General features: G+C 70.8%; 28 protein-coding genes and 1 tRNA gene. 17 read left to right on the forward strand and 12 right to left on the reverse strand.

The features are described 5' to 3' along the window. Positions 1-3 precede the first annotated feature (3 nt). From rimP to ACMT1E_RS13300, 4 genes are all read right to left on the reverse strand, one after another. Positions 4-528, reverse strand: coding sequence for a ribosome maturation protein RimP (rimP, locus tag ACMT1E_RS13285; RefSeq protein ID WP_414900825.1), 525 nt, complete (start codon positions 526-528; stop codon positions 4-6). A gap of 138 nt (positions 529-666) precedes the next feature. Next, entirely contained in the window at positions 667-1,803 is a 1,137-nt protein-coding gene (locus ACMT1E_RS13290; protein WP_414903432.1) for an aminotransferase class I/II-fold pyridoxal phosphate-dependent enzyme, read from the reverse strand. 65 nt (positions 1,804-1,868) lie between these two features. Beyond that, positions 1,869-3,242 (reverse strand): glutamate--cysteine ligase, encoded by a 1,374-nt coding sequence (locus ACMT1E_RS13295; RefSeq protein WP_414900826.1) that lies wholly within the window; start codon positions 3,240-3,242, stop codon positions 1,869-1,871. A gap of 35 nt (positions 3,243-3,277) precedes the next feature. After that, the gene (locus ACMT1E_RS13300; RefSeq protein ID WP_414900827.1) at positions 3,278-4,021 is read right to left on the reverse strand and encodes a 16S rRNA (uracil(1498)-N(3))-methyltransferase; all 744 of its coding nucleotides are present in this window, start codon (positions 4,019-4,021) and stop codon (positions 3,278-3,280) included. Positions 4,022-4,246: 225 nt separating this feature from the next. Here ACMT1E_RS13300 and ACMT1E_RS13305 point away from each other — a divergent pair, with 225 nt between their 5' ends. The 7 genes from ACMT1E_RS13305 to ACMT1E_RS13335 all read left to right on the forward strand — a co-directional run bounded on the left by ACMT1E_RS13305 (position 4,247) and on the right by ACMT1E_RS13335 (position 9,619). Further along, positions 4,247-4,816 carry an outer membrane protein gene (locus ACMT1E_RS13305; RefSeq protein WP_414900828.1) on the forward strand — a complete coding sequence of 190 codons (570 nt, stop codon included), beginning with the start codon at positions 4,247-4,249 and terminating at the stop codon, positions 4,814-4,816. A gap of 80 nt (positions 4,817-4,896) precedes the next feature. Further along, positions 4,897-5,793, forward strand: a complete 897-nt coding sequence (ubiA, locus tag ACMT1E_RS13310; RefSeq protein ID WP_414900829.1) for a 4-hydroxybenzoate octaprenyltransferase — start codon at positions 4,897-4,899, stop codon at positions 5,791-5,793. A 40-nt stretch (positions 5,794-5,833) separates the two neighbouring features. After that, on the forward strand, positions 5,834-7,180 hold the full coding sequence (locus ACMT1E_RS13315; RefSeq protein WP_414900830.1) for a TldD/PmbA family protein: 1,347 nt from the start codon (positions 5,834-5,836) through the stop codon (positions 7,178-7,180). 46 nt (positions 7,181-7,226) lie between these two features. Continuing rightward, positions 7,227-7,952 (forward strand): inositol monophosphatase family protein, encoded by a 726-nt coding sequence (locus tag ACMT1E_RS13320; RefSeq protein WP_414903434.1) that lies wholly within the window; start codon positions 7,227-7,229, stop codon positions 7,950-7,952. Between the two features lie 69 nt (positions 7,953-8,021). Continuing rightward, positions 8,022-8,429, forward strand: coding sequence for a hypothetical protein (locus ACMT1E_RS13325; protein WP_414900831.1), 408 nt, complete (start codon positions 8,022-8,024; stop codon positions 8,427-8,429). A 73-nt stretch (positions 8,430-8,502) separates the two neighbouring features. Continuing rightward, positions 8,503-8,976, forward strand: a complete 474-nt coding sequence (locus ACMT1E_RS13330; RefSeq protein WP_414900833.1) for a copper chaperone PCu(A)C — start codon at positions 8,503-8,505, stop codon at positions 8,974-8,976. Then, positions 8,963-9,619 (forward strand): SCO family protein, encoded by a 657-nt coding sequence (locus tag ACMT1E_RS13335; RefSeq protein ID WP_414900835.1) that lies wholly within the window; start codon positions 8,963-8,965, stop codon positions 9,617-9,619. The genes ACMT1E_RS13330 and ACMT1E_RS13335 overlap by 14 nt, the downstream gene beginning before the upstream one ends. A 32-nt stretch (positions 9,620-9,651) precedes the next feature. On the opposite strand, the gene ACMT1E_RS13340 is transcribed toward ACMT1E_RS13335, so the two are convergent. Next, a tRNA-Arg gene (locus tag ACMT1E_RS13340) sits at positions 9,652-9,728 on the reverse strand. An 82-nt stretch (positions 9,729-9,810) separates the two neighbouring features. Here ACMT1E_RS13340 and ACMT1E_RS13345 point away from each other — a divergent pair. Further along, positions 9,811-10,326, forward strand: coding sequence for a hypothetical protein (locus ACMT1E_RS13345; RefSeq protein WP_414900837.1), 516 nt, complete (start codon positions 9,811-9,813; stop codon positions 10,324-10,326). A 58-nt stretch (positions 10,327-10,384) separates the two neighbouring features. On the opposite strand, the gene ACMT1E_RS13350 is transcribed toward ACMT1E_RS13345, so the two are convergent. The 3 genes from ACMT1E_RS13350 to ACMT1E_RS13360 form a co-directional block, all read right to left on the reverse strand. After that, positions 10,385-10,930, reverse strand: coding sequence for a phosphatase PAP2 family protein (locus ACMT1E_RS13350; RefSeq protein ID WP_414900839.1), 546 nt, complete (start codon positions 10,928-10,930; stop codon positions 10,385-10,387). A 3-nt stretch (positions 10,931-10,933) separates the two neighbouring features. Next, the gene (locus tag ACMT1E_RS13355) at positions 10,934-11,746 is read right to left on the reverse strand and encodes a class I SAM-dependent methyltransferase (protein ID WP_414900841.1); all 813 of its coding nucleotides are present in this window, start codon (positions 11,744-11,746) and stop codon (positions 10,934-10,936) included. A gap of 65 nt (positions 11,747-11,811) precedes the next feature. Continuing rightward, positions 11,812-12,300: an outer membrane protein assembly factor BamE gene (locus tag ACMT1E_RS13360; protein ID WP_414900843.1), complete on the reverse strand. Its 489-nt coding sequence runs from the start codon at positions 12,298-12,300 to the stop codon at positions 11,812-11,814. A gap of 106 nt (positions 12,301-12,406) precedes the next feature. Between ACMT1E_RS13360 and ACMT1E_RS13365 the strand changes: the two genes are divergently transcribed. Next, a complete protein-coding gene (locus ACMT1E_RS13365; protein ID WP_414900845.1) occupies positions 12,407-12,928 on the forward strand; it encodes a ubiquinol-cytochrome C chaperone family protein in 522 nt (173 codons plus the stop codon). After that, entirely contained in the window at positions 12,925-13,446 is a 522-nt protein-coding gene (locus ACMT1E_RS13370) for a YceD family protein (RefSeq protein ID WP_414900847.1), read from the forward strand. Before ACMT1E_RS13365 ends, ACMT1E_RS13370 begins: the two co-directional genes overlap by 4 nt. A gap of 27 nt (positions 13,447-13,473) precedes the next feature. Here the strand turns inward: ACMT1E_RS13370 and ACMT1E_RS13375 are convergent, their stop codons facing one another. The 4 genes from ACMT1E_RS13375 to gspL all read right to left on the reverse strand — a co-directional run bounded on the left by ACMT1E_RS13375 (position 13,474) and on the right by gspL (position 18,098). After that, positions 13,474-14,694 (reverse strand): type II secretion system F family protein, encoded by a 1,221-nt coding sequence (locus tag ACMT1E_RS13375; RefSeq protein WP_414900848.1) that lies wholly within the window; start codon positions 14,692-14,694, stop codon positions 13,474-13,476. 385 nt (positions 14,695-15,079) lie between these two features. Continuing rightward, complete coding sequence (gspE, locus tag ACMT1E_RS13380; protein WP_414900849.1) at positions 15,080-16,540, reverse strand: type II secretion system ATPase GspE; 1,461 nt, start codon at positions 16,538-16,540, stop codon at positions 15,080-15,082. After that, a complete protein-coding gene (gene gspM / locus ACMT1E_RS13385; protein WP_414900850.1) occupies positions 16,537-16,989 on the reverse strand; it encodes a type II secretion system protein GspM in 453 nt (150 codons plus the stop codon). Before gspM ends, gspE begins: the two co-directional genes overlap by 4 nt. Further along, on the reverse strand, positions 16,986-18,098 hold the full coding sequence (gene gspL / locus ACMT1E_RS13390) for a type II secretion system protein GspL (RefSeq protein WP_414900851.1): 1,113 nt from the start codon (positions 18,096-18,098) through the stop codon (positions 16,986-16,988). The genes gspM and gspL overlap by 4 nt, the downstream gene beginning before the upstream one ends. Before the next feature lie 59 nt (positions 18,099-18,157). On the opposite strand from gspL, the gene gspG reads away from it, so the two are divergent. The 7 genes from gspG to ACMT1E_RS13425 all read left to right on the forward strand — a co-directional run bounded on the left by gspG (position 18,158) and on the right by ACMT1E_RS13425 (position 25,409). Beyond that, complete coding sequence (gspG, locus tag ACMT1E_RS13395; protein WP_414900852.1) at positions 18,158-18,634, forward strand: type II secretion system major pseudopilin GspG; 477 nt, start codon at positions 18,158-18,160, stop codon at positions 18,632-18,634. Between the two features lie 3 nt (positions 18,635-18,637). Next, a complete protein-coding gene (locus tag ACMT1E_RS13400; RefSeq protein ID WP_414900853.1) occupies positions 18,638-19,120 on the forward strand; it encodes a prepilin-type N-terminal cleavage/methylation domain-containing protein in 483 nt (160 codons plus the stop codon). After that, on the forward strand, positions 19,117-19,470 hold the full coding sequence (gspI, locus tag ACMT1E_RS13405) for a type II secretion system minor pseudopilin GspI (RefSeq protein WP_414900854.1): 354 nt from the start codon (positions 19,117-19,119) through the stop codon (positions 19,468-19,470). Before ACMT1E_RS13400 ends, gspI begins: the two co-directional genes overlap by 4 nt. Then, positions 19,467-20,111, forward strand: a complete 645-nt coding sequence (locus tag ACMT1E_RS13410; protein ID WP_414900856.1) for a type II secretion system protein N — start codon at positions 19,467-19,469, stop codon at positions 20,109-20,111. Before gspI ends, ACMT1E_RS13410 begins: the two co-directional genes overlap by 4 nt. Before the next feature lie 8 nt (positions 20,112-20,119). Continuing rightward, entirely contained in the window at positions 20,120-22,156 is a 2,037-nt protein-coding gene (gene gspD / locus ACMT1E_RS13415) for a type II secretion system secretin GspD (protein WP_414900857.1), read from the forward strand. Positions 22,157-22,587: 431 nt separating this feature from the next. Further along, positions 22,588-23,976, forward strand: coding sequence for an amidohydrolase family protein (locus ACMT1E_RS13420; RefSeq protein ID WP_414900859.1), 1,389 nt, complete (start codon positions 22,588-22,590; stop codon positions 23,974-23,976). Further along, entirely contained in the window at positions 23,973-25,409 is a 1,437-nt protein-coding gene (locus ACMT1E_RS13425) for an amidohydrolase family protein (RefSeq protein ID WP_414900860.1), read from the forward strand. The genes ACMT1E_RS13420 and ACMT1E_RS13425 overlap by 4 nt, the downstream gene beginning before the upstream one ends. Positions 25,410-25,427 lie beyond the last annotated feature (18 nt).

Below are 25,427 nucleotides of genomic sequence, written 5' to 3' on the forward strand. Positions count from 1 at the left end.
GTCTTACCCTTCCAGCTGAATCTTGTCGGCGCCGTCCGCCGAAAGCGGCGCGGTGGCCGCGACCAATGCCTCGGTGAACAGCAGCTTCGCGCTCTTCACATTGGCGAAATCCACTTCCGCCCGGCCGTGCCGGCCCATGTCGACGGCGATCGTCGTGCCGTCGATCCCCTGCAATATGCCGGTCACCTGCTTGCGACCGTCGACCGGTTCGACCAGCCCGATCCGCGCCTCGTGCCCCGCCCAGTCGGCGAAGTCGGCGAGCCGGGTCAGCGGCCGGTCGATCCCCGGCGAACTCACTTCCAGCCGGTAGGCCTCCTCGATCGGGTCGGCCGCGTCGAGCACGTCGGACAGGCGGCGCGACAGCGCCGCGCAGTCGTCGATGGTGAGCTGCCGGGTTTCCGGCCGCTCCGCCATCACCTGCAACGTCGGGTCCGACGTACCGCCGATCATCTTGACGCGCACGAGAGCGAAGCCGAGGGCCTTGGCCTCCGGTTCGATCAGGCGGGTCAGCGCGGCGATATCAGCCATCGGGTCTCCATAAGCGGCTTCGGCGCCGGACCCGGCGGGCCCGACCTCAACATAGATACCGATGTCGAGAAGCAGGCTGCATATAGGCCCGCCGACGCGCGACGGCAAGCGCGATCTGTGGCCGCCGCGCCCGCCGGGTCAGCGGCGGTTCTGCTGCGCGAACCACGGCGCCATCCGCGCCAGCGCGTCCTCCACCTGTGCCGTCGACACCGCGAAGCTGAACCGCATGAAGCGGTGGCCGTCGACCGGATCGAAATCGATGCCCGGCGCCGTCGCCACGCCGGTCGCCTCCAGCAGCCGGGTGCAGAAGGCAAGGCTGTCGTCGGTCAGATGGCCGATGTCGGCATAGATGTAGAACGCGCCGTCGGGCGGCGCGATGCGGGTCAGGCTGAGCGCCGGCAGCCGTTCGAGCAGCAGGTCGCGGTTGCGGCGATAGGTGGCGACATGCCCTTCCAGCTCGTCGCGGCAATCGAACGCCGCCAGCCCGGCATGCTGGCTGAGCGACGGCGGGGTCAGGAACAGATTGCCCATCCGCGCCCGCGCCGCCGCGACCAGCGCCGGCGGCACGACCAGCCAGCCGAGCCGCCAGCCGGCCATGCTGAAATATTTGGAGAAGCTGTTGATGACCAGCGCGTCCGGCATGTCTTCCAGCATCGACCGCGCCGGGCCGACATAGCTGAGGCCGTGGTAGATCTCGTCCGACAGCACGCGGATGCCGCGCGCCCGGCAGACGGCGACGATCGCGCGCACCTCATCGTCTGGGATGATCGTGCCGGTCGGGTTGGCCGGGCTGGCGACGATCACACCGTCCGGCGCCGGGTCGAGCGCGGCGAGCGCCGCCGCCGACAGCTGAAACCGTTCCGTCGCGCCGCAGGCGATCTCCACCGGCGTGATGTGCAGCGCCTTCAGCGTGTTGCGATAGGCGACATAGCCCGGCCGGGCGAGCGCCACCCGCGCGCCCGGCGCGAACATGCAGCTGAGCGCCAGCACCAGCGCCGGCGACGCGCCGCAGGTCAGGATGATCTGTTCCGGGTCGACGGCGACGCCGTGGCGTTCACGGTACAGACCAGCGATCCGCGCTTTCAGATCCGGGCTTTCCCAATAGCCCATGCCGTCGCTGTCGAGGATGCGGTGCGCGACCGCGAGCGCCCCGGCCGGCGCCCCGGTCGACGGCTGGCCGAACTCCATATGGATCACCGACGCACCCTCTGCCGCCATGCGATGCGCCAGACGGCTGATCGCAATGGCATGGAACGGGTCGATCTCGACCGGCATCACGCTCACCACCGCACTCCCACGCCCCGCCATCCGGCCCGATGCCGGGACAGCGGCGGCAACAATCAGAAACTGTAGCTGTCGTAGACCTTGCCGAGGGCACCGGCCCATTCGCCATTATAGAGGTCGAGCAGGCGCTGGGCCGGAACCTTGCCACTGGCGACGTTGCGGCGCAGCGGCTCCAGGAAACCGGCCTCGCTGTCGCCGCCGCCGTCGAGCCGGGCGCGGGCGTTGAGGCCGGCGCCGGCAATGTCGAGCACCGATCCGGCAAGCGCGCGCAGCGTACCGCCACCGGGCACCGGTGCGTCGAGCGCCAGCTTCGGCACCGCGTCGCGCAGCGCCTGCCGTTCGGCCAGCGTCCAGTGCCGGACGAGGTCCCAGGCGGCGTCGAGCGCGGTCTGGTCGTAGAGCAGGCCGACCCAGAGCGCCGGCAGCGCGCAGATCTTGTTCCACGGCCCGCCGTCGGCGCCACGCATTTCGAGGAAGGTCTTCAGCCGCACTTCCGGGAAAGCGGTCGACAGATGGTCGGCCCAGTCGGACAGGCGCGGCAGCTCACCGGGCAATGCCGACAGGCGTCCGTCGAGGAAATCGCGGAAACTCTGGCCGGCGGCGTCGATATATTTGCCGTCGCGGAACACGAAATACATCGGCACGTCGAGCGCATAGTCGGCGTAGCGTTCGTAGCCGAACCCGTCCTCGAACACGAAAGGCAGCATGCCGGTGCGCGCCGGGTCGGTATCCGACCAGATATGGCTGCGGTAGCTGAGCAGGCCGTTCGGCTTGCCTTCGGTGAACGGCGAATTGGCGAACAGCGCCGTCGCCAGCGGCTGCAGCGCCAGGCCGACGCGGAACTTCTTCACCATGTCCGCTTCGGACTGATAGTCGAGATTGACCTGGATCGTGCAGGTGCGCAGCATCATGTCGAGGCCCATCGTGCCGACCCGCGGCATGTGGTTCAGCATGATCGCGTAGCGGCCCTTGGGCATGACCGGCAGTTCGTCGCGCCGCTTGTCCGGCCACATGCCAAGGCCGAGGAAGCCAAGGCCAAGCTCGTCGCCGACCGCCTTGACCTGTTGCAGGTGGCGGCCGGTCTCGGCGCAGGTCTGGTGCAGGTTGTCGAGCGGCGCGCCGGACAGTTCGAGCTGCCCCGCCGGTTCAAGGCTGACGGTTCCGTCCGGCCCGGCAAGGGCGATGACGACGCCATTTTCCTCGATCGGCCGCCAGCCGAAACGGGTCAGGCCCATCAGCAGGTCGTGGATTCCGCCCGGCTCTGCATAGGACGGGGCGCGGTGGTCCGCCTTGCGGTAGACGAATTTCTCGTGCTCGGTGCCGATCCGCCAGCGGTCCGGCGCCTTTTCGCCGCCGGCGAAATAGGCGACCAGCTGGTCCCTGCCGGTGATCAGCGGATCGTCGCCACTCGATTCTTCACGCGTGCTCATGGCGCGGCTCTAGGCGGTCGCGAGCGGCGTGAAAATCATTTTATCCAGTCCCCCGCCGCCGCCATCCACAGCGCGACCGCTGCAACGGCGGCAGTGTCTGCGCGCAGGATGCGTGGGCCAAGCGACACCGCGACGGCATCGGGGACGGCACGGATCGCCGTCCGTTCCTCCGCGGTGAAGCCGCCTTCCGGGCCGATCAGGATCGCCGCCGCGCCGGGGCGCGCCACCCCGGCCAGCGGGGCGCCACCTTCCTCGTCGGCGAAATAGAGCGCCCGGCCGCCCGGCCAGGCGGCGAGCAGCGCGGCAAGCGGGGTCAGCGGCGCCAGTTCCGGCAGGGCGGTACGTTCGCACTGTTCCGCCGCCTCGACCATATGCGCGCGCAGCCGGTCGGCGTTCAGCCGGTCGACGACGGTGCGGCGGGTCGCGACCGGGACCAGCCGGGCGACACCCAGCTCGGTCGCCTTTTCCGCCACCCAGTCGATCCGCCCGCGCTTGATCGGCGCGGCGCACAGCCACAGGTCCGGCACCGCTTCGCGCGGGGCGAGATGCGCGTCGACGGTCAGGGTCAGCGAGCGCCGACCCGCCTCGGTGACTGTCGCCAGCCATTCGCCGCTCCGGTCGTCGAACAGCCGAACCGGCGCGCCCGGTTTCGCCCGCATCACTGCCAACAGGTAATGTGCCTGCGCCCCGTCGACCGAGAGCGCCGCACCGGCGGCGAGCGCGGCGTCGACGAACAGGCGCGGCGTGCTGTCGGGCGGCCAGGCGGGGGTGGCGGGCATCGCGGCGGTCAGGTCCTCTTCCGGTGGAGCGCGGCACCGGCCCCACCCGCCCTTTAGGCACGGATCACCGGCGGTGGAAGCGCCGGCGGCGGGCGGCGCACGGATGCACAGGCTGCAATCATTCGGTTGTTGTTTGCAATCGAATTGCCATTGTAACCGATCGGTACGCCTCCTAGATCGCTGCCACCCGGTTCGGGGAAACAGACGTAAAAATAAGGATTTGATATGTTTCGTAACGCAATTCTTGCGGCGTCCGCGCTCGCCCTCGCCACAGCGGCCGCCACGTCGGCCCAGGCCGCGACCGAGACCGGCCCCTATGTCGGCGTTGCCGCCACCGTCGATGCGGCCAACGCCGATCTGGGCGTGGTCGACAGCCTTGGCGCGACCGGCATCGGCGCATCGGCTTTCGCCGGCTACACCATCGCCCTCGGCAACGGCCTGTTCATCGCACCGGAAGCGAACATCGACCTGAACAGCGCCGAAGCGAAGGTGATTGACGGCACCGATGTGCTGCGCGCCAAGGCCCGCTGGGGCTGGGGCGTCGGCGCCCGTGTCGGCTATGACCTGTCGGACAGCACCGCCGCCTATCTGCGTGCCGGCTATGCCCGCAACCAGATCAAGGTCGTGACCAACGGCGGGGTCGACAAGACATGGGGCGACGGCGTTCGCGTCGGCGGCGGCGTCGAGACCCGCCTTGCCCCGCAACTGCGGCTGCGGGCCGAATACAACTACGTGAATTATGAGAAGGGCTTCAGCAACAACCAGGGTCTTGTCGGCCTGGTCTACGGCTTCTGACCCTATCGTAACCCAATGGAAGGGCCGGGCGGCAGCGCCCGGCCCTTTTCGTGCGGGCGAACGGCGGCCTAAGAGGGGACATGGCCGACTCCCTTCCCGATACCGAGCATCATGCGCTGGCGCGCGGCGGCGCGCTGCGCCCTTATATCCTGCTCGCCCGGCTCGACCGGCCGATCGGCTGGTGGCTGCTGTACTGGCCCTGCGCCTGGGGCGTGGCGCTGGCCGGCGGCGCCTTCGCGCGGTTCGACCTGATCCTGTGGCTGCTGCTCGGCGCGATCGCGATGCGCGGCGCCGGCTGCGTCTACAACGACATCGTCGACCGCGACCTCGACGCGCGAGTGGCGCGCACGCGCGGCCGGCCGCTCGCCAGCGGCGCCGTCGGTTTGAAGGCGGCATGGGCGTGGCTGGCGCTGCTCTGCCTGGTCGGGCTGGTCGTGCTGCTGCAACTGTCGCCCTTCGCCGCCGTCGTTGCGGTGGCGAGCCTGGCGCTGGTCGCCGCCTACCCATTCATGAAGCGGATCACCTGGTGGCCGCAGGCCTGGCTGGGGCTGGTGTTTTCGTGGGGGGCGCTGGTCGGCTGGGCGGCGGTGGCCGGGGCGCTGACCGCGCCAGCGCTGCTGCTCTATGCCGGGGCGATCGCCTGGGTGATCGGCTATGACACCATCTATGCGCTGCAGGACCGCGAGGACGACGCGCTGATCGGCGTGCGTTCTTCCGCGCTGCGGCTGGGGCGCCATGTCCGCGCCGGCGTCGGTGGCTTCTATGCGCTGGCGCTGCTGCTGTGGAGTTGTGCAATCTGGCTGGTCCGGCCCGATCCGCTGGCAGTGGTCGCGCTTGCCCCGGCGGCCGCGCATCTTGGCTGGCAGGTGATGGCGCTCAGCGTCGACGACGGCGCCGACGCGCTCGCCAAATTCCGGTCCAATCGCTTCGCCGGCCTGCTGGTGTTTCTCGCCTGCGTCGTCGTTGGCACCGCGTGAGGCGATTGCCCCGGCGGCGCCCTCCGCCTAAATCCCGCTGATGTTGACCCCCGAAGATGCCCGCGCCCGCGCCGCCGATCTGGTCGCCGCCGCCCGCCGTGCCGGCGCCGATGCCGCCGACGCCCTCTATGCCGGCGAAGCCTCCACCCAGGTCCAGGTCCGGCTTGGCGCGCTGGAGGACGTCCAGCGTTCCGAAAGCGAGGAGATCGGCCTGCGCCTGTTCGTCGGCCGCCGTTCGGCCAGCGTATCGTCATCCGACCTGTCCGCGTCGGCGCTGGCGGCGCTGGTCGACCGCGCGGTGGCGATGGCGCGAGAAGCGCCGGAGGATGCCTATGCCGGGCTGGCGCCGGAGGACCGGCTGCTGCGCGAGGCGCCGCCGGCGCTCGATCTTGACGACGGCATCGTGCCCGATCCGGCGGCGCTGAAGGCGCGCGCGCTTGCCGCCGAAGATGCCGCCCGCGCCGTAGCCGGGGTCAGCAACAGCGAGGGCGGCGGTGCCAGCGCCGGGCGGACGATCATGGCGCTGGCGACCAGCGGCGGCTTCGCCGGTGCCTATGCGCTGAGCGGCCACGGCGTGTCGGCCAGCGTCATCGCCGGCGAAGGGGCCGGCATGGAACGCGATGGCGCCTGGCATTCGAGCCGCCATCTCGCCGATCTGGAAGCGGCGGAGGCGATCGGCCGCCGCGCCGGTGAACGCGCGGTGGCGCGGCTCAGCCCGGTCAAATTCGCCGGCGGGGCGATGCCGGTGCTGTTCGATCCGCGTGTCGGCGGCAGCCTGGTCGGCCATCTGCTCGGCGCGATCAGCGGCAGCGCGGTGGCGCGGCGGACCAGCTTCCTGCTCGATCAACTGGGCAAGCCGGTTTGCGCCCCGACCATCACCATCGTCGAGGACCCGCACCGGCCGCGCGGTCTGCGCTCCCGCCCGTTCGACGGCGAAGGTCTGCCGACCAAGCCGGGCCGAATCGTCGACGCCGGGGTGCTGACCGGCTGGCTGATGGACAGCGCCGCCGCCCGCCAGCTTGGCCTTGCGCCGACCGGCCATGCCAGCCGTGGCATCGGCGGTCCGCCGGGGGTCAGCACCGCCAACCTGCACATCGTGCCGGGCAGCGTATCGCGCGCCGAAATGATCGCCGGGATCACGGAAGGGCTGCTCGTCACCCACCTGATCGGCCAGGGGGTCAACGGCGTGACCGGCGACTACAGCCGTGGCGCATCCGGCTTTCTTATTCGCGATGGCGCGATCGGCCCGGCGGTGACCGAAGTGACGATCGCCGGCAACCTGAAGGCGATGCTGCTGGCGATGACGCCTGCCGACGACCTGGAGCGTCGCTACGGCATCGACGTGCCGACCCTGCGCGTCGACGGGATGACCGTCGCCTGTGGCTGATACGCTGGCAGACCGGGTCGCGGCGGTCGCGGCGGAAGCGGGCGCAATGGCGCTCTCCCGCCAGCAAGAGGCGTTCGACCGGTGGGAAAAGGCGCCGGGCAACCCGGTCTGCCAGATCGACCTCGACGCCGACCAGCTGATCCGCGACCGGCTGAGCGCGATCGACCCGGAGGCGGGCTGGCTGTCGGAAGAAAGCCGTGACAGCGCCGAACGGCTGACCCGCGCCCGGTTGTGGGTGGTCGACCCGATCGACGGCACCCGCGACTATCTGCGCGGCCGCGCCGGCTGGGCGGTGTCGATCGCGCTGGTCGCCGGCGGCCGGCCGGTGATCGGCGTGCTCGACGCGCCGGGCCGGGGCGAACACTGGCGGGCGCAGGCCGGGAAAGGCGCCTGGCGCAACGGCGTGCCGCTCCGCGCGGCGGCGCGCACCGAACTCGCCGGCGCCCGTGTGCCGGCCGACAGCCTGCCCCAGGTCGACCGCGACCTGGCCCCGGTGGCCAAGCCCAATTCGATCGCGCTGCGCGTCGCGATGGTCGCGGCCGGCGAGGCCGATCTGGTCGCCTCGGTGCGCTGGGGCCATGAATGGGATGTCGCCGCCGCCGCGCTGATCGCCGCCGAAGCAGGCGCGGCGGTCAGCGACGCGCTCGGCCGCCCGCTGCGCTTCAACTCGACCAGCGGCGAAATGTTCGGCGTGCTCGCCAGCGCGCCCGGCATCCATGCTGCGGCGCTCGACCGGCTGAAGGCGCGGGCCGAGGCTGCCCTTCCGCGCTAGGCGCGACGCCCGCCACCCACCGCCGCGCCCGGATGACAAGCGCCGGGCCAGCGGCTAAGCGAGGCGCCGATGAAGACGAACGGACAATCGGCTGGCGGTTCTCGCGGGTTGCTGGCCGCGCTGTTCGTGCTGGCGCTGGCGCTGCGGATGGTGGTGCCGGCCGGCTTCATGCCGCAGGCAGCGGCCACGCCGGGCATCGTCGTCAGCATCTGCGACGGCACCGATCGCGGCCGGACGACGCTGCTCACGCTGCCGCTCGCCGATGCGGGCGACCGGCAGGACCCGTCATCGGCGCAGCCCGGCCCCTGCGCCTTCGCCGCGCTGTCGGCCCCGGCGCTGACCGGTGCGCCGCCGCCCGCACCCACCGCGCCCGCCCCGGCGCCGGTGCACCGCGCACCACCGTCGCTGACCGGGTTCGGCCTGGTCGCGGCGGATTTCCTGATCCCACCGCTGCGCGGTCCGCCGGCCCGCGCCTGACGCGCCGAAACCGGCCGCGCCAAAGGCGCCCGGTTCGCGCGCCCGCGCCAGCCCCGGATCAGGAGTTTCAACGATGACACGCTGTTTTATTGCCGCCGCCTTGCTGGCGGCGACCGCCGCCGCGCCCGGCCTTGCCGCCAGCCAGTCCGCAATCGCCGTCGACCGCGCCTGGGCGCGCCAGACCGCGCCGGGCCAGAGCGCCGGCGGCGCATTCATGACGATCACCAACCACGGCAAGGCCGCCGACCGGCTGATCGGCGGCAGCGCCGCCGTCGCCAGCCGGGTGGAGGTCCATACCATGGCGGTGGACGGCGGGGTGATGCGGATGCGGCCGGTCACCGGCGGTCTGTCGATACCCGCCGGGGCCAGCGTCGCGCTGCGGCCCGGCGGCTATCACATCATGCTGATCGGCCTGAAGGCGCCGCTTGCCCGCGGCAGCGCCGTGCCGGTCACCCTGCGTTTCGAGAAAGCAGGCGCAATCACCGTCCGCCTCCAGGTCGAGGCAATCGGCGCGACCGCGGCGGGGGGCGGCCATGACCAGCACTGATCCGGCACCGGTCGATCCCGCGCCCGCCGCGCCGCCAACCGGGCAGCTGCGGCGCGTCCGCCTGCTGCTCTGGGCGGCGGTGCTCCTCGCCGGGCTGGCCGGCGCGGTGCTCTACCTGATCGTCGAACGCCGAACGCCGTCGCCCGCGGACAGCTATGCCTCGGCATTCGGCGGCCGTTTCACGATGACCGACCAGCATGGCCGCACCGTCACGGAGCGGACACTGCGCGGCAAGCCCTATGCGATCTTCTTCGGCTTCACCCGCTGCCCGGACGTCTGCCCGACATCGCTCAGCCACATGGCCAGGCTCAGGCAACAACTCGGCGCCGCCGGTGACGGGTTCAACATCGTCTTCGTCTCGGTCGACCCCGAACATGACCGGCGCGAGGATATCGGCCGCTATCTGGAAATGTTCGATACGCCGATCATCGGCCTGACCGGAAACACGGCGGAGACCGAGCGGATCGTGAAGGCGTTTCACGTCTATTATGCCAAGGTGCCGGTGGCAGGGGGCAGCTACACCATCGACCACACCGCATCGATCTTCCTGATGGACGCGCAGGGCCGTTTCGTGACGACGATCGATTATCACGAGGCGCCGGACGTCGCGCTCGCCAAGCTGCGCCGCATCGTGCCCGGCTGACCCGGCGGAACCGAAAGATGAAGGGAGAAAATTGGCGCGCCCGGAACGATTCGAACGTCCGACCCTCAGATTCGTAGTCTGATGCTCTATCCAGCTGAGCTACGGGCGCGCATGGAGGCGGTCACATAGGCGGGTCGGCGCGAGCGCGCAAGCCCGTTGCGGCACTTTCCGCCACCGCTTACAGCACCGGCATGACGATCCGCTTCCCGGCCGCGGCATCAGCCGCTTTCGTCCTGCTCGGCGGCTGCGTCGACGGGGTGGCGCAGCCACCGTCTCTGGCGCCACGCGCGATCGAGCGGATGCAATTCGATCCGCCCGCCCAGCCGGAGGCGCCGGCACCAACGCCGCCCGACAGCGGGCTGCAGGCCCGGCTCGACGGATTTTCCGCCGCGCTCGACGCCGCCGACCGCGACTTTGCCGCCGCACTGCCGGCCGCGCGCCGCGCCGCGACGGCGGCCGGTGCCGCCGGCAGCGAAAGCTGGATCGCCGCGCAACAGCAAATCACCGCCGTCGAGGCGCTCGCCGGTCAGGCATCGGCGGCACTCGCCGACATCGATTCGCTCTACCTTGACCGTGCCAATGCCGCGGCGGGCGGCGGCAGCCCGGCGGGGCTGGACAGCCTGCGCGCCCTCCGCGCCCGCGCCGACGCCCTCGTTACCGCCCAGCGCACGGCGGCCGACGCGCTGAAGGCCCGGCTCGATCGCTGACGCGCGTTTGGTTGCATCGAAGCGGATGCGCCGCAGGCGCGCCTAACGCGGCCCGAATTCAGAAACGTACCGCCATCGCGACGCCACCGCTCTTGCTGTCGCCCCAGGGGACGATGCGGACGCGATCGTCGCGACGGCGGGTAATCAGGAAACCCGCCGCCTCCCCGATCGCCGCGCCGACGACGACATCATACCAATGGTGTTTGTCCGCCTTGACCCGGCTGACGCCGACGAACGCCGCGACGATCTGCGCCGGCAGGCCCACCTGCCAGCCATAGCGGTTGTGCAGGGTCGCGGCGGCGGAAAACGCCATCGACGTGTGGCCGGACGGAAAGCTCTTGCGATCGCTGCGGTCCGGCCGCCACGCGGGAACGCTTTCCTTCAGGCCATAGGTCACCAGCGCCGTCGCGCCGATGCTGCCGCCCGCCTGCAACGCGCCGTTCCAGTCGCCCTGCACAACAGGCACGCCAAGCGCGGCGACGACCAGCGCATCGCGGGCGATCGACCCAGCATCGTCCCAGCCCTTTGCCCCGGCGGAAGCGGGGGCGGCACCCGCCAACGCGGCGGCCAGCGCCGCGGTTACCGCCAGCCGCCGTCGGACCATCCGCTATTGCGCCGGCTTGCGGAATTTCAGGGTCATGCGGTCGCTCTCGCCGATCGCCGCATATTTCGCCCGGTCGGTATCGCCCAGCCGGAAGGTCGGCGGCAGCGTCCACACCCCATTTTCGTAATCATGGGTGTCCTTCGGGTTGGCGTTGACCTCCGACGCGCCGACATATTCGAAACCGGCCGCCTCGGCGACACGGCGCACCGTCGACACCTTCAGATAGCCGCTGCTCTTTTCGCGCGCGCTATCCATCTCCTCGGGCAGGCGGTGCTCGACGATGCCCAGCGTGCCGCCCGGCTTCAACATGCGGAACGCGCTGGCGAACACGTCCTTTTCCGCGCCCTTGCCGCCCATCACCCAGTTATGGATGTTGCGGAAGGTCAACACCGTGTCGACGCTGTTGTCCGGCACGTCGTCCGCCCCGGCGGGAAAGCCGGCGAAGCGCACCTTGGCCAGCACCGGGTCGGCGGCCAGCCGCGCCTGCAGGGCGTCGCGCCCGGCACTCGGCGGCGCCGACGCATAGAGCGTGCCGGCGTCCAGATAACGGCCGAGGATGACGGTATACCAGCCGCCGCCGGGGCTGAGTTCGACCACCGTGTCGGTCGGCTTGATGCCAAAGAAGGCCAGCGTCTCGGCCGGATGGCGATACTGGTCGCGCGCCTTGTCGGCGGCGCTGCGTCCGGGGTCAGCCACCGCCTTCGTCAGGGCCGGATCATGGGCGGCATGGCCGGCGTGATCGGCCTGGGCCAGTGCGACTGAACCGGCGGTACCCGCCAGGGCGAGCGCCATGCCCGCGGCAATGAAATTACGCATTGTCGTTATCCTCCGGCTGTCGTGGAAAACGCGGGCGCGCCCGTCGGACCAATCCCGCCCAGATATCACGGGGTAGTTCCGCCGCCGCCGCCGCCCATGCCGCCCGGCACCGCGCCAACGCGGCCGATATTGCCGAACAGGTCCTCGAAGAAGCCGCGCTTGCGGCCCAGTGTCGGCGTGGTCTTGCCGAACGGCTTGATCGATGCGATCTGGTCCAGCCCGGTCTTTTCGACCCCGACGACGTTGCCGGCCGGGTCGAATCTGACGTGCAGCACTTCCTGCGCGGTCGGCCGCGGCTGGGAAAAGGCGAGCTGGCGGGTATCGCGCGAGAAATAATACCAGTCATTGTCGGTGAACTGACCGACAAAGGTCGGACGACCGAGCGTCTTGTCGACCGATTCCTTGTTGTCGATGCCGGGCTGGACGGTCGCAACCAGCGTCTGGTCGAGAAAATAGCCCTGGTGCCCGCGAATCTGCGCCGCGCAGCCGCCCAGCGTGCCCGCCGCCAGCAGCAGCGCGGCCAAGGGGGCTGCCCGTCGGGTCATCGAAACCATGCCTGTCTCCACCTCACACGCGGGCTGTTGCATCCTGCGCCCGCAGCCTCAATATGCGCGGATGCGTGCTCTCACAAGAGCGCCTTCCCAGCCGGAGCCGCCACCCTTGTCGATTCTCGACCGCCTGTTCCGCCGCCGCGACGATCGCTCGGCGCTGGTTCCCCTCTACCATAACATCGTCATGGCCGCGCGCCAGCCCCACTGGTACCGTGACGGCGCGGTACCGGATACGATCGACGGCCGTTTCGACACGCTGTCGACGCTGCTCGCGCTCGTGCTGCTGCGGCTGGAGGACGACTCGGCGGCGCGGGCGGAAACCGCGCAGCTGACCGAACTGTTCGTCGCCGACATGGATGGGCAATTGCGCGAAATCGGCATCGGCGACCTTGTCGTCGGCAAGCATGTCGGCAAGATGATGGGCGCGCTCGGCGGCCGGCTCGGCGCGCTGCGCGATGGGCTGGCGCCCGACGGCGCCTTCGCCGACGCGCTGGTCCGCAACCTGTGGCGGGGTGAGGCACCGCCGCCCGCCGCCCTCGCCACGGTCGAGGGGCGGCTGCGCGCCTTTTCCGCCGCGCTCGCCGCGACCGATACGCCGGCACTGCTCGCCGGTGCGCTGCCGACGCCATGACCGCGCCGGAATTCTCCCGCCCGATCGCGCTCGACACGATCGGAGACGTGCCGCGCACGGTGACGGTCGAAGCCGACGAAGCGGAGCGCGCCGCGCTGGCCGCCCGCTTTGGCCTGGCCAGCATCGCCCGGCTGGCCGCGCGCGCAACCGTGTCCCTCCGCTCCGGCTTCCCTTATGCCGAAGGAGCCGTCACCGCCGCCGTCACCCAGAATTGCATCGTCACCGGCGACCCGCTGCCGGTTGCGGTCGAGGAGCCGTTCGCCCTGCGCTTCCTGCCGACGGACATGGCCAGCGATTCGGAGGTGGAGCTCGACGCCGCCGCCTGCGACACGATGTTCCACAGCGGCGGCGCGATCGACCTTGGCGAAGCGGCGGCGGAGACGCTGGCGCTGGCGCTCGACCCGTTCCCGCGCGGCCCCGGCGCCGACGCCGCGCTGAAGGCGGCCGGGGTGATCGGCGAGGACGCCTACACCCCCCTCAACGCCTTCGCCGCGCTGCAGGCCCTGAAGAAGACGTAACGCCCGCCACCGTCACCGCCGCGCGCTCTACCCCGCGACCAGGTCGTTCAGCCCGATGATCGGCAGCAGGATCGCCAGCACCATCAGCAGCACGACGCCGCCCATCAGCAGCAGCACCGCCGGCTCGACCAGCGCGACGATCGTCGCGACCAGCGCGTCCAGTTCGCGTTCCAGCTCGGCGGCGGCGCGGCCCAGCGCCTCGCCCAGCTGGCCGCTATTCTCGCCGCTGGCGACGATCGCGACAAGCATCGGCGGAAAGGCGTCGGCCTCGCCCATCGCTCGCGACAGGCTCGATCCCTCCGTCACCCGCTGCGCCACCGCCAGCGCCTGCGCGCGGATGAAATGGTTCGGCGTCACCGCCGCCGCCGCCGCCAGCGCGTCGACCAGCGGCACCGCGCTCTGCACCAGCGTCGCCAGCGTGCCGCCGAACCGCGCCGCGTTCATCTGCCGGCTCAGCCGCCGGAACGGCTTGCGCGTCGCCAGCGCCCGGTGCAGCCGCAGCCGGTTGTCCGGCACCCGCAGCCAGCGCAGCCAGAAGAACCCGCCGATCAGCAATGCCAGCAGCAAATACAGCCCGTAATTCTGCAGGCCGGAACTGAGCGCGATCAGCAGCCGGGTCAGCAGCGGCAATTCCGCCCCGCGCGACACGAACACGCGGACAATGTCGGGCACGACATACAGCATCAGCAGCACGACCATGCCAAGCGCGACGCTGGCGAGCAGCGCCGGATAGAGCAGCGCCAGTTGCACCTTCTGCTGGGTGCGGTGCCGCCGTTCGACGAAATCGGCGAGGTGGGCCAGCACGTCGGACAGCCGGCCGGACTGCTCGCCGGCGGCGATCGAGGCGCGGTAATATTCGGGGAAGGCGGCCGGGTGGTCGCCCAGCGCCTGCGCGAACGTCCGCCCTTCCAGGATCGCGCCGCGCACATTGACCAGCAGCGTGCCGACCGCGGCGCTTTCCGCCTGTCCAGCGACCAGCGCCAGCGCCTCCTCGATCCGGACGCTGCTGCCGATCAGGGTCGAAAGTTGCCGCGTTGCCGTCGCCAGCGCGCGCGGGCTGATCCGCTTGCGGGAAAACAGCGCCAGCCCCGACGCCGCCGTGGTCGCCTCCCGCGTCGGCGCGATCGCGGTCGGCAGCAACGCCCGCTCGCGCAGCGCCCGCCGCGCCCCGGCCTCGCTCGCCGCCTCGATCACCCCCTTGCTCGCCTTGCCCCGCGCGTCGACCGCCCGATACAGAAACGCCGGCATCAGCCCGCCCCCCGCCCGGCGCGGGCGCGGCCGATCGGCAAGCCCATCAAGCCTCCCGCCCGCCCGCGCCCCACATTCCCGTCCATCCCGAACCCGGCCAGAGACCGCACTGCCCCCCAACCGCCCGCAAACCGAGCCAACCCCACACCGTCCATCCCGAGCGCAGTCGAGGGACGCACAGACCCACGGCCCCCCAGCGCCAACCCACCCCCACACCGTCCATCCCGAGCACAGTCGAGGGACGCACGCTCCCGCGCGAACCCGCTCCCTCGACTGCGCTCGGGATGGACGGAGAAGCCGGGTCCATAATACCCCAAAGCCCAGGCCCCCCGCGCCCCGACCGCGCGCGGAACGGGCAGGGCCGCGCAAGGCACCACGCCCGCCATCACCCTTCGTCCCGCACCGCGCGCGCCACTTCCTCGGCGGTGGTCAGCCCGGCGCGCAGCTTCGCCACCCCGTCGTCGAGCAGGCTGGGCGAATGGCGCCGCGCCGCCTGGGTCAGCTCCGCCTCCGACGCGCCGTCGTGGATCAGCGCGGCGAACGCATCGTCGACGGCGACCACCTCGTAAATAGCGGTGCGGCCGCGATAGCCTTCATTGTGGCAGGCCGGGCAGCCCACCGCCCGCCACAGCGGTTCGCCGACCGCGATCTCCCCGCCGGTCAGCACCCGGTCGGCTTCGCCCGCGGTGTCGGCGCGGCGGCAATCGGGGCACAGCCGGCGGACCAGCCGCTGGGCGATCAACCCGACGACCATCGGCGCCAGCAGATAGCGTTCCACCCCCATGTCGATCAGCCGGGTGACGCTGCCGACCGCGCTGTTAGTGTGGAGGGTGGACAGCACGAAATGGCCGGTCATCGACGATCGCACCGCCGTTTCCGCCGTCTCCTGATCGCGGATCTCGCCGACCATGATGACGTCGGGGTCCTGCCGCAATATCGCGCGCAGCCCGCGGGCGAAGCTCATGCCGGTGCGGCTGTTGACCTGCGTCTGGCTGATGCCGGGCAGCTCGTACTCGATCGGGTCCTCGACCGTCATGATGCTGCGCTTGCGGTCGTTCAGCCGGTTCAACGCGGCATAAAGCGTCGTCGTCTTGCCCGATCCGGTCGGCCCGGTGACCAGCAATATGCCGTTCGGCCGCTCGAGCAGCCGGGCGAACACCGCCTCGTCGCGCGCGCTCATCCCCAGATTCTGCAGGTCGAGCCGAACCGCGTCGCGGTCGAGCAAGCGCATCACCACCCGCTCGCCATGCTGGGTGGGCAGGGTGGAAACGCGCACGTCGATCTCGTGCCCGCCGACGCGCAGGGTGACGCGCCCATCCTGCGGCACCCGCTTCTCGGCGATGTCGAGCCGCGCCATCACTTTGATCCGGCTGACCAGCAGCGGCGCCAGCGCCCGCTTCGGCTCGATCATGTCGCGCAGCACGCCGTCGATGCGGAAGCGGACGACGACGCGCTTCTCCTGTGTCTCGATATGGATGTCGGACGCGCCCTCGCGGCTCGCCTCCAGCAGCAGCGCGTTGATCAGGCGGACGACCGGCGAATCGTCGCGCTGGTCGAGCAGGTCGTCGACCGTCGCCGCGCTCTCCGCCAGTGCCGCCAGATCGGTGTCGAGCGCGGCGGCAAAGCCAGCGGCGGCGTTGGCGCTGTCCTGATAGGCGTCGCGCAATGCCGCATCGAACGCCGCCTCGTCGAGCGGCACGAAACGGATCGCCGGGCCGAACAACCGCTGCACCTCCAGCCGGGCCGCAAGCGGCGCGTCGGCCAGGTGCGCGCATTCGGCGCCGTCGTCGCGGACGATGACGCCATGCCGCCGGGCATAGCCATAGGGCAGGGTGGCCGCGCTCACCGGAACACCAGCGTCACGGAAACCACGCCCGGCGCCGCGCCGCGCGCGATCCGCGTTTCGGCGACGGTCACGCCGGCCTGCGCGTCAAGCGCCGCCAGCCACTGCATCACCGCCGGAAACGGCGCTGCCTCCACGATCGCGCGGGTCCGCGCCCCGTCCGCTTCCGATCGGGCTACGGTCACCCCGGCCTGCGCGGCGGCGGTCTCGACGATCGTCGCCGGCGGGCCGGACAGTTGCGCCGGCCCCTGTCCCGTCGCAGGCGCGCTGCGCAGCCGCGCGTTCAGCCGCTCCAGCGTCGCGATCTCGGTCCGCGTCTCGGCGCGGGCGGTGAAGAGCGGCTTGACGATGCCCAGCCACAGCACGCTCGCGGCCAGCAACCCGCCAAGCACGCCAAGCAACAACCGCTCGCGCGGTTCGCGGTCCCTCCACCACATCAGCAGCGCGCTCATCGCCCGCCCCCCGCGCCTTCGGCGCTCAGCGTCACCGTCGCCAGCATCCGGCCGCCCTCCTGCGTGACACCGCCCGGCGCCGCCTTCAGCCCGGCATCGGCCAGCGCCGCGCTGACCGCCGCCAGCTTCGCCGGGTCTCCGGCGGCAACGCCCAGCGTCACCGTCCCCGCCGCCTCGTCGAGCACCACCGTCTCGATCGTCGCCGCGTTTTTGACCGGAGCCAGCGCCTGCCCCAGCCGCGCGAACAGCGGCAGCGCCCGGCCCGGCGCCGTGTTGCCGCCGGCGGGCAGCAGCGCGCTCGCCTGGGCGATCAGGTCGTCGGTCGGCGCCGCGCCCGGCGCCCGCCCCTGGATCAGCGCCGCCGTTTCCGCCCGCGCCGCCGCCGCCGTCCGCTTCAGCGCGATCAGGTCGGCGCCGGCGATCAGCAGATGGGCGGCGGCGCCCACACCGACGATGATCGCCAGCCGCCGCGCCCAGCCGGGCAGGCCGGTCCGCGCCGCAGCATAGGCCCCTTGCCGCAGGTCGAGCGCCGGCGCCGTCACGCCGCCTCCCGCCGCCGCCCGGTCGATCCCTGGCTGCCCGGCCGCCTGCCAGGCCGCATCGAACGCCGCCTCCGCCAGCGCAAAGCCGCCGCCATCGTGGGTGCGGACCAGAACCCGCCCGTCCGCCGCCGCCACCGTCCAGCGCCCGTCGTCCGGCACCGGCAGGGTCAGCGCGTCGGGCACGAAGGCGGCATTGCCCAGCCCGGCGGCCGCCGCCCGCGCCAGCCAGTCGCGCATCACCGTGTGCCGCACCACTGCGGCCAGCCAGCGCCCGTCGCCCGCCGCATCGCCCAGCGCGATATGAACGGCGTCGATCGGCTCGGCGATCTGCTCCTCCAGCGCGAAGGGCAGCGCCGCCAGCCGCTTCGTCCGGTTCGGCAGCGGCAGCGATACCACGCTCAACAGCACCTGCTCGGTCGGCACCAGCACCGTCGCCGAACTGTCATAATCCGGGTCTACGGCCACCGCGCGGTCGGCCTCCAGCCGCCACAAACCGCCGCGCGGCCCGGCATCCGGCGGGACCGGGGGCGGCGCGGATGCCGGGATCGGGCGCGCTGGCGTTTGCATGCGGAGGCTCTATACAGAAGGCCATGACGGTGTTGCCAGAGTTTCTTTGTGACAGTTCCGTGTCAGACCCGCGGAAAACCGCCACAAATCCGCCTGCCCGCACGCCGGGCGCACCCCCCGCCGAACGCGGCCTGACCCTTGTCGAGATGATCGTCGTGCTGGCGATCATCGCGCTGGTCGCGGCGCTGATCGTCCCCAACGTCATCGGTCGGCCGGATCAGGCGCGGGTGACCGTCGCCAATACCGATCTGAAAACGATCTCGGCGGCGCTGAAGATGTACCGGCTCGATACCGGCGGCTACCCGACGACCCAGCAGGGCCTCGCCGCACTGGCGAAACAGCCGCAGGGCGCCGACGCACCGGCCAACTGGAACCCGGAAGGCTATCTGGCTGACGTACCGGTCGATCCGTGGGACCGGCCCTATCTTTATAAAAGCCCCGGCGATTCGGGCGCCGGTTTCGAACTCGGGTCGCTCGGCCGCGACGGCAAGCCGGGCGGCGAGGGCGTAGACGCCGACCTTGGGGTGGTCGGCTGAACCATGCGCCCCGCCGCTGCCGAGCGTGGCCTGACCCTAGTCGAAATGCTGGTGGTGCTGGCGATCATCGGCATCGCGTCGGGTATTGCCGTGCTCGGTTTCGGCAGCGGGCGCGGCGTCAATGTTCAGGCGGAAGCGCGCACGATGGCCGCCCGCCTGTCGCTCGCCGCCGATATCGAAATGGTGCAGGACCGCCGGTTGCTGCTCGCGTGGGACGATCACGGCTACAGCTTCCTCGGCTGGGATCCGAATACCCGCCGCTGGCTGCCCGAAACCGGCAACAGCCTTGCCGGCCGGCATAGGATGCCACAGGGCTTCCGCTTCGCGGTCGACGGCGCCTCGCCGGCACCGCTCGCCAGCGACGGCACCGGCCAGGGCATCGTCGCGCGGATCAGCGATGGCGGGCAGGCGTGGCAGGTGCTGTTCGACGGATTCGTCGCGGTCGCGGTGCCCGCACCGGCGGGAACGGCAGCGGGCGCGGCATGACCGAACGGGGCTTCTCGCTGATCGAAACGCTGGTCGCGCTGCTCGTCCTCGGCGTCGCCAGCGTCGGGCTGATCCGCGCGACCGAAGGCCATGTCGACGCGACGCGCGGGCTGGAGGACCGGGCGATTGCCGGCTGGGTCGCGGAGAACCGGCTGGCGGAACTGGCGCTGCCCGGCTCCCCGCCCGCCGGCCCGGTGACGATGATGGACCGGCGCTGGACCATCGCCGTCACCGAACGCCCAAGCGCGGACCCAGCGCTTCACGCCGTCACCGTCGCGGTCACGCCGGAAGGCGGCAAGGCGCCGCTCGCTACACTCGACGGCTTTGTCGATCGTGGGGCCATCCAATGAACGCGACGCTCACCCCACGCCGGATCGGCCGTGCGCTCGACCTCCTCGCGCTCCTCGTCGTCGTCTCGGTCGCGCTCGCGCTCGCCGCGCTAACCTGGCGGCTGGCGCTGGGGGCTGGCGCTCCGCCCACCGCCGTCGCCGCGCCATCGCCCGCCCCGGCACCGGTCGACATCGCGCCGCTCGTCGCACTCGCCCCGTTTGGCAATCCGGGCGCCGGTGGCGGACCGGCGGCGCCGCCGACCACCCTGCCGCTGGTGCTGAAGGCGCTGTTCTACGCGGCGCCGCCCGCTCCGTCCGCCGCGCTGGTCGCCGCCGGGGGCAAGCCGCCGCTGCGCGTCGCGCCGGGCGATGCCCTCGACGGCGCGACCGTCGTCGCGATCGCCACCGACCATGTCGAGCTGACGGTCGGCGGCCAGCGTCAGGCGCTCTATTTCCCCGGCCGGATGCAAAGCCTGCTCGCCGCCAGCGGTGCCGCGCCGGCCGCCACCGCGCCGCCGTCGCCTTCCGCGCCCGCCCCGGCGCCAGTCGCACAGCCGGCGGCGGCAGCCTCCGCGCCCGTTCTTGACTCGCCGCCCGCCCCGCCTGCAAACCGCACCGAGGCGGGCACGGAACCGCCCCGGCCCCACCCGGATTCGCGTTGAGGGGAAGCATGTTCACCCGTTCCGGCCTCCTGACCACGGCGCTGGCCGTCGCGCTGGCGCTGCCCGCCCCGCTGCTCGCGCAGCCCGGTGACTCCACCGTGTCCGGCGATGTCGTCGTCAACATGCGCGACATCGACATCGCCGACGTCGCCGAACAGATTTCGCGGATCACCGGCCGCACGCTGATCCTCGACCCGCAGGTGCGCGGCACCGTCAACGTTTCGTCGGCGACACCGCTCAGCCCGGAGGGCGTTTGGGACCTGTTCCAGTCGGTGCTGCGCGCGCAGGGCTTCGCGGCGATCCGCAGCGGCCGGGTCTGGCGGATCGTCGGCCAGGCCAACGCCGCGCGCGACGGCGGCATCGGCACGCGCGGTCGTGGCGCAGAGGTCGTCACCCGGCTGATCCGCCTGCACACCCTTGCCCCAGATCAGGCGGTCAGGGTGTTCAAGCCGCTGGTCGCCCAGTTCGGCAGCGTCGAGGCGCTAACCTCGCCCAACGCGATCGTCGTCACCGACTATGCCGACAATGTTCGCCGCATTCAGGGCCTGGCCGCCGCGCTCGACGGCGGCGCCGGCGCGGAATTTCAGGCGATCAGCCTGAAATACGGCACGGCGGAAGATGTCGTGAACGCGATCCGCGCCGTCCTCGGCGACGGCGGGCAGGCCGGCGGCCCGCGCATCGCCGCCGACGCGCGCTCCAACATCGTGCTGATCCGGGGGGAGGCGAGCGCGATGCGCGAGGCGCGGCGCATCGCCACCGCGCTCGACCAGCCGGGCGGCGCGGCGCCGACCACCCGCGTCTTCCGCCTCGCCAACAGCGATGCCGAATCGCTGACAGAGGTGCTGCGCGGCCTGCTCGGTGAAGGCGCGGCGGCAACCAATCCGGTCGCCCGCGCCCTCGCCGGCGGGCGCACGACGCGCGGCCTCGGCACTGGCCGCACCGCCGCCACCGCCGCGACCCCGTCGAGCGCCAGCCTGGCGAGCAGCATCGCCAGCGGCGCGCCGCCCGCGGCCGCCGATGCGGCCAAGCCGACGCCGGAGGGTTTCGCGACGCCGGATCTGGCGATCCAGCCGGCGCCGGAACTGAATGCCATCGTCGTGCGCGGCACCCCGTCGGCGATCGCCCAGCTCGAACCGATCATCACCGAACTGGACGTCCGCCGCCCGCAGGTGATGATCGAGGCGGCGATCGTCGAGATCAACAGTGACGATGCCGAACAGCTCGGTGTCCAGCTCGGCCTTGGCAGCGCCGCGCCGCCGGGCATCGGCTCCGGCGGCGCCACCAATTTTTCCAGCCTCGACGTGCCGTACCGGACGCTGCTGTCGGCGCTCGGCTCACCGGCCGCCGTCGGCGTCGGCAACGGCCTCAACGTCAATGTCGGCAACAGCGACTTCCGGCTGCTGATCCAGGCGCTCGGCACCTCGACCCGCGCCAATCTCTTGTCCACGCCCAGCCTGACCGTGCTCGACAACGAACCGGCGGAAATCGTCGTCGGCCAGAACGTGCCGTTCCGCACCGGCAGCTTCGGAACGGATGGCAACAGCGTCAACCCGTTCACCACCATCGAACGGCAGGACGTCGGCATCACCCTGCGCGTCGTGCCGCGGGTCAATTCCGGCGACGTGGTCAAGCTGGAGGTCAGCCAGGAAGTCTCTGCGCTGACCAACGCGGTCACCGGCGCCGCCGATCTCGTCACCAACCGCCGCAGCATCCAGACGACGGTGCTCGCCGACAATGGCGAGACGATCGTGCTCGGCGGGCTGATCAGCGACGACAGGATGCGGGTCAACAGCAAGGTGCCGCTGCTCGGCGACGTGCCGCTGCTCGGCGAACTGTTCAAGGCGCGCAAGGAAAGCCAGGCGAAGAAGACGCTGTTCGTGTTCCTGCGCCCGACGATCCTGCGCGACACCGCCGCCGCCGTCGCCGCCACCCGCGCCAAATATGGCCGCCTGCAGGGGGAGGAGGCGAACCTGTCCCGCACCCGCAGCCTGCTGCTCAGCCCGCCGCCGCCACGCCTGACCGTCGAGATCGACGGGCTGTACTGAACCGCCCCCGCACGACTCGGCCGGCACCGCGCCGACGCCTCCCCGCCCCGCCAACCCGGATTCGGCACCGCCTTTTCCGGCGCGCGGGCCTGCGTGCGCGCGGATTCCGGGCAGCTTGAAGATACATAGCATTTTCATATTGTTTTTCATGAATTGACCGGTCATAACATGTGCGGGGCCGGCGCTGCGGGCGCGGTGACGGCTACCGCGTGACAAGGCAGGCGCCCGTGTCGCCATGAAGCGTGTTCCGACGGGGCCGGGGCATGAAAGCAATGACATAGCAGAATGCAGGTCCGCTCCCCCAGCCCGTCGGCAGGATCGCCCGGTCATGCCGGAACAGGGGGGCAGGGCGTCGCAGAAGGGCCGATTTATTTTAAACCTATAGCAATTCCGGCGGTAGATCGGATTGCTTGGCAAGAAGGGGATCTGACATGCGCCTATCCATTCTCCTGTCAGCGGCGGCATGCCTGACGCTGGGCGTCGCGGCGCCGGCCACCGCCGAGCGCGTCGTCCAGCCGGGTCAACCGCCGCAGCCGACACCGCGCACCGCCACAACGGCGATCATCCACGCCGGAAAGCTGATGACGGAGCCGGGCAAGCCGGTGCTCAATCAGGCGACACTGGTGACCGACGGCGGCAAGATCCGGTCCGTCCATCAGGGTTTCGTCGATGCCGCCACGCTCGGCCTGCCGGCCGACACCCAGGTCGTCGATCTGTCGAACAAATTCGTCCTGCCCGGCTTCATGGACCTGCACGTCCACATCACCGGCAGCGGGCTGGTCGGGCGGATGTCCGGGTTGAATCTGCGCCAGGAAAATGCGTTTTTCGCGCTGAACGGCGCGACCAACGCGATGACCACGCTGCAGGCCGGCTTCACCACCATCCGCGATCTCGGCGCGACCAACGAGGCGATTTTCTCGCTGCGCGACGCGATCAACCTCGGCATCGTGCCCGGGCCGAAGATCGTCGCGGCGGGCGAGGGACTGAGCCCGACCAACGGGCACGGCGACGCCCATAACCTGAAACGCGCCTTCCTCGACGCCTCGCCGCGCGACAGTGTCTGCGACGGGCCGGAGGATTGCCGCCGCGTCGCCCGCCAGCAGATCAAGTTCGGCGCCGACGTGCTGAAGGTCCACGTCACCGGCGGCGTGCTCGACCCATCCGACGCCGGTACCGAACAGCAATTCACCGATGAAGAGCTGAAGGCGATCGTCGAGGCCGGCCATTCGATGGGCCGCAAGGTCACCACCCACGCCCACGGCAAGGGCGGCATCGATGCCGCCGTCCGCGCCGGCTACGATTCGATCGAACACGGCATGTGGGCCGACGAGGAAAGCCTGAAGCTTATGAAGGCGCGCGGGACCTACCTGATCCCGACGGTCTGGCCGATCAGCTATGTCGGCACAACGCCGGAAGCGGTGATGAAAGGGCCGATGGCCAACATCAACCCCAACTCGCTGGCCAAGCTGTTCAAGCTCGGCGACCAGCCGAAAAAGCTGGTCCGCATGGCGATCAAAATTGGCACGCCGATCGCGCTCGGCACCGATTGCGGCATCGCGCCGCACGGCACCAACGCGCAGGAAATGGTCGAATATGTCGACGCCGGGATGACCACGGTCGAGGCGCTGAAAACCGGCACGGTCAACGCCGCCGACGCCGCCGGCCTCAAGGACCGCGGCCGGCTCGATCCGGGCATGGCCGCCGACGTGATCGCGCTCGACGGCGATCCGGTCGCCGACATCAACCAGGTGATGAACGTCAATTTTGTGATGCGTGATGGCATCGTCTTCAGGCGCGACGGGCAGGAGGTGCGCAAATGAGCTGGAAGGGAACCGTTCTTCGTCGTCTCGCGGTCTGCGCGAGCGTGCTTCCGCTGGCGCTGGCCGCCCCGGCGCTGGCCGAGGATTTCGTCATCGAGAATGTGACGCTTGTCGACGGAACCGGCCAGCCGAACCAGGCGAAGATGTCGATCGGCATCGACAAGGGGCGGATCAGCTTCGTCACGCCGACGGCGGCGGCGCCCCGCGTGTCGGGCCGCCGGATCGACGGCAGCGGCAAATATCTGATGCCGGGGCTGATGGACGTGCACATCCACCTGAAGGGCGCGCGCGGCGGCGACGGCCGGCGAATGGTCGGCGTCGATCCGAAGAACCCGACCGCGCCGGTCCCGCCGGCGGCCAGCGCCGACGCGCAGGCGGCACACGCGGCCGGGCTGCAGGCGCTCGCCAGCTACCTCTATTCCGGGGTTACCACCGTTTATGACGCCGGCAACGTGCCGGAACATATCTTCGGCCTGCGGGCGGAGGAACGGGCGGGCAAGATCCTGTCGCCGCGCATCCTCGCGACCGGCTATGTCGCGACCTATCCGGGCAGCCACGGCGACAGCGGCGGCATGGCGATCGACAACTGGACGGAAGACAGGCCGAAACTCGTCAAATATCTCGAAGAGCAGAAACCCGACATCCTGAAGCTGACGCTGGAGGAACATGGCTGGGGCACGCGCCCGCTGATCCCGCTGCTGCCGCTCGACCTGATGCAGGAGATCATCCTCGAAACCAACCGCCACGGCATCCGCACCACCGCGCACACCTCAAGCGAGCTGCGCGCGACGGAAGCGATCTTCGCCGGCATCGACAGCCTCGCCCACCCGGTGATCCAGTCGCCGATCAGCCCCGAATTCGCCAAGCTGATGGGCGCCCGGAAAATGCCGATGGCAACGACGCTGACCATCGGCGAGGGCTATAGCCGGCTGGTCGAACATCCCGAATATCTCGACCAGCCGCTCTATCAGGCGTCGTACAGCAAGGCGGAGATCGACGAACTTCGCACCAAAACGCTGCCGGCATGGAAGGAGCGCGGCTGGACCTGGTGGATGAAGCTGATGACGCCGATCGCGCAGGAAAACATGCGCCAGATCGACGCCGCCGGCGGCATCATCGCCATCGCCACCGACCAGACCTTGGGGCCGGCCGTCCACCGCGAGATGGAACTGCTTCAGGCGGCCGGCATTCCGGCGGCGAAAATCGTCCGCATCGCCACGCTGAACGGCGCCCGCCACATCGGCCGGGAAGACGATCTGGGGTCGATCGAGCCGGGCAAGCTGGCCGACATGGTGCTGCTCGACGCCGACCCGACGGCCGACATCGACAACGCCAAGAAGATCGTCTGGGTGATGAAGAACGGCGCGCTGATCGACGAGGACAAACTGCCGCTCGCCGGCGGTCCCCGGCCGCTGCGGCGCGCGGCGCGCTGACCCGCGCTGGGCCGTGTC

Source organism: Sphingomonas flavalba, assembly GCF_047553045.1.
Classification (GTDB): domain Bacteria; phylum Pseudomonadota; class Alphaproteobacteria; order Sphingomonadales; family Sphingomonadaceae; genus Sphingomonas_L; species Sphingomonas_L flavalba_A.

Bases quoted from the DNA above. Each gene is read 5' to 3' on its own strand.
- rimP (WP_414900825.1), bottom strand. From the start codon at position 528: ATGGCTGATATCGCCGCGCTGACCCGCCTGATCGAACCGGAGGCCAAG.
- ACMT1E_RS13290 (WP_414903432.1), bottom strand. From the start codon at position 1,803: ATGCCGGTCGAGATCGACCCGTTCCATGCCATTGCGATCAGCCGTCTG.
- ACMT1E_RS13295 (WP_414900826.1), bottom strand. From the start codon at position 3,242: ATGAGCACGCGTGAAGAATCGAGTGGCGACGATCCGCTGATCACCGGC.
- ACMT1E_RS13300 (WP_414900827.1), bottom strand. From the start codon at position 4,021: ATGCCCGCCACCCCCGCCTGGCCGCCCGACAGCACGCCGCGCCTGTTC.
- ACMT1E_RS13305 (WP_414900828.1), top strand. From the start codon at position 4,247: ATGTTTCGTAACGCAATTCTTGCGGCGTCCGCGCTCGCCCTCGCCACA.
- ubiA (WP_414900829.1), top strand. From the start codon at position 4,897: ATGGCCGACTCCCTTCCCGATACCGAGCATCATGCGCTGGCGCGCGGC.
- ACMT1E_RS13315 (WP_414900830.1), top strand. From the start codon at position 5,834: ATGTTGACCCCCGAAGATGCCCGCGCCCGCGCCGCCGATCTGGTCGCC.
- ACMT1E_RS13320 (WP_414903434.1), top strand. From the start codon at position 7,227: ATGGCGCTCTCCCGCCAGCAAGAGGCGTTCGACCGGTGGGAAAAGGCG.
- ACMT1E_RS13325 (WP_414900831.1), top strand. From the start codon at position 8,022: ATGAAGACGAACGGACAATCGGCTGGCGGTTCTCGCGGGTTGCTGGCC.
- ACMT1E_RS13330 (WP_414900833.1), top strand. From the start codon at position 8,503: ATGACACGCTGTTTTATTGCCGCCGCCTTGCTGGCGGCGACCGCCGCC.
- ACMT1E_RS13335 (WP_414900835.1), top strand. From the start codon at position 8,963: ATGACCAGCACTGATCCGGCACCGGTCGATCCCGCGCCCGCCGCGCCG.
- ACMT1E_RS13345 (WP_414900837.1), top strand. From the start codon at position 9,811: ATGACGATCCGCTTCCCGGCCGCGGCATCAGCCGCTTTCGTCCTGCTC.
- ACMT1E_RS13350 (WP_414900839.1), bottom strand. From the start codon at position 10,930: ATGGTCCGACGGCGGCTGGCGGTAACCGCGGCGCTGGCCGCCGCGTTG.
- ACMT1E_RS13355 (WP_414900841.1), bottom strand. From the start codon at position 11,746: ATGCGTAATTTCATTGCCGCGGGCATGGCGCTCGCCCTGGCGGGTACC.
- ACMT1E_RS13360 (WP_414900843.1), bottom strand. From the start codon at position 12,300: ATGGTTTCGATGACCCGACGGGCAGCCCCCTTGGCCGCGCTGCTGCTG.
- ACMT1E_RS13370 (WP_414900847.1), top strand. From the start codon at position 12,925: ATGACCGCGCCGGAATTCTCCCGCCCGATCGCGCTCGACACGATCGGA.
- ACMT1E_RS13375 (WP_414900848.1), bottom strand. From the start codon at position 14,694: ATGCCGGCGTTTCTGTATCGGGCGGTCGACGCGCGGGGCAAGGCGAGC.
- gspM (WP_414900850.1), bottom strand. From the start codon at position 16,989: ATGAGCGCGCTGCTGATGTGGTGGAGGGACCGCGAACCGCGCGAGCGG.
- gspL (WP_414900851.1), bottom strand. From the start codon at position 18,098: ATGCAAACGCCAGCGCGCCCGATCCCGGCATCCGCGCCGCCCCCGGTC.
- ACMT1E_RS13400 (WP_414900853.1), top strand. From the start codon at position 18,638: ATGCGCCCCGCCGCTGCCGAGCGTGGCCTGACCCTAGTCGAAATGCTG.
- gspI (WP_414900854.1), top strand. From the start codon at position 19,117: ATGACCGAACGGGGCTTCTCGCTGATCGAAACGCTGGTCGCGCTGCTC.
- ACMT1E_RS13410 (WP_414900856.1), top strand. From the start codon at position 19,467: ATGAACGCGACGCTCACCCCACGCCGGATCGGCCGTGCGCTCGACCTC.
- gspD (WP_414900857.1), top strand. From the start codon at position 20,120: ATGTTCACCCGTTCCGGCCTCCTGACCACGGCGCTGGCCGTCGCGCTG.
- ACMT1E_RS13420 (WP_414900859.1), top strand. From the start codon at position 22,588: ATGCGCCTATCCATTCTCCTGTCAGCGGCGGCATGCCTGACGCTGGGC.
- ACMT1E_RS13425 (WP_414900860.1), top strand. From the start codon at position 23,973: ATGAGCTGGAAGGGAACCGTTCTTCGTCGTCTCGCGGTCTGCGCGAGC.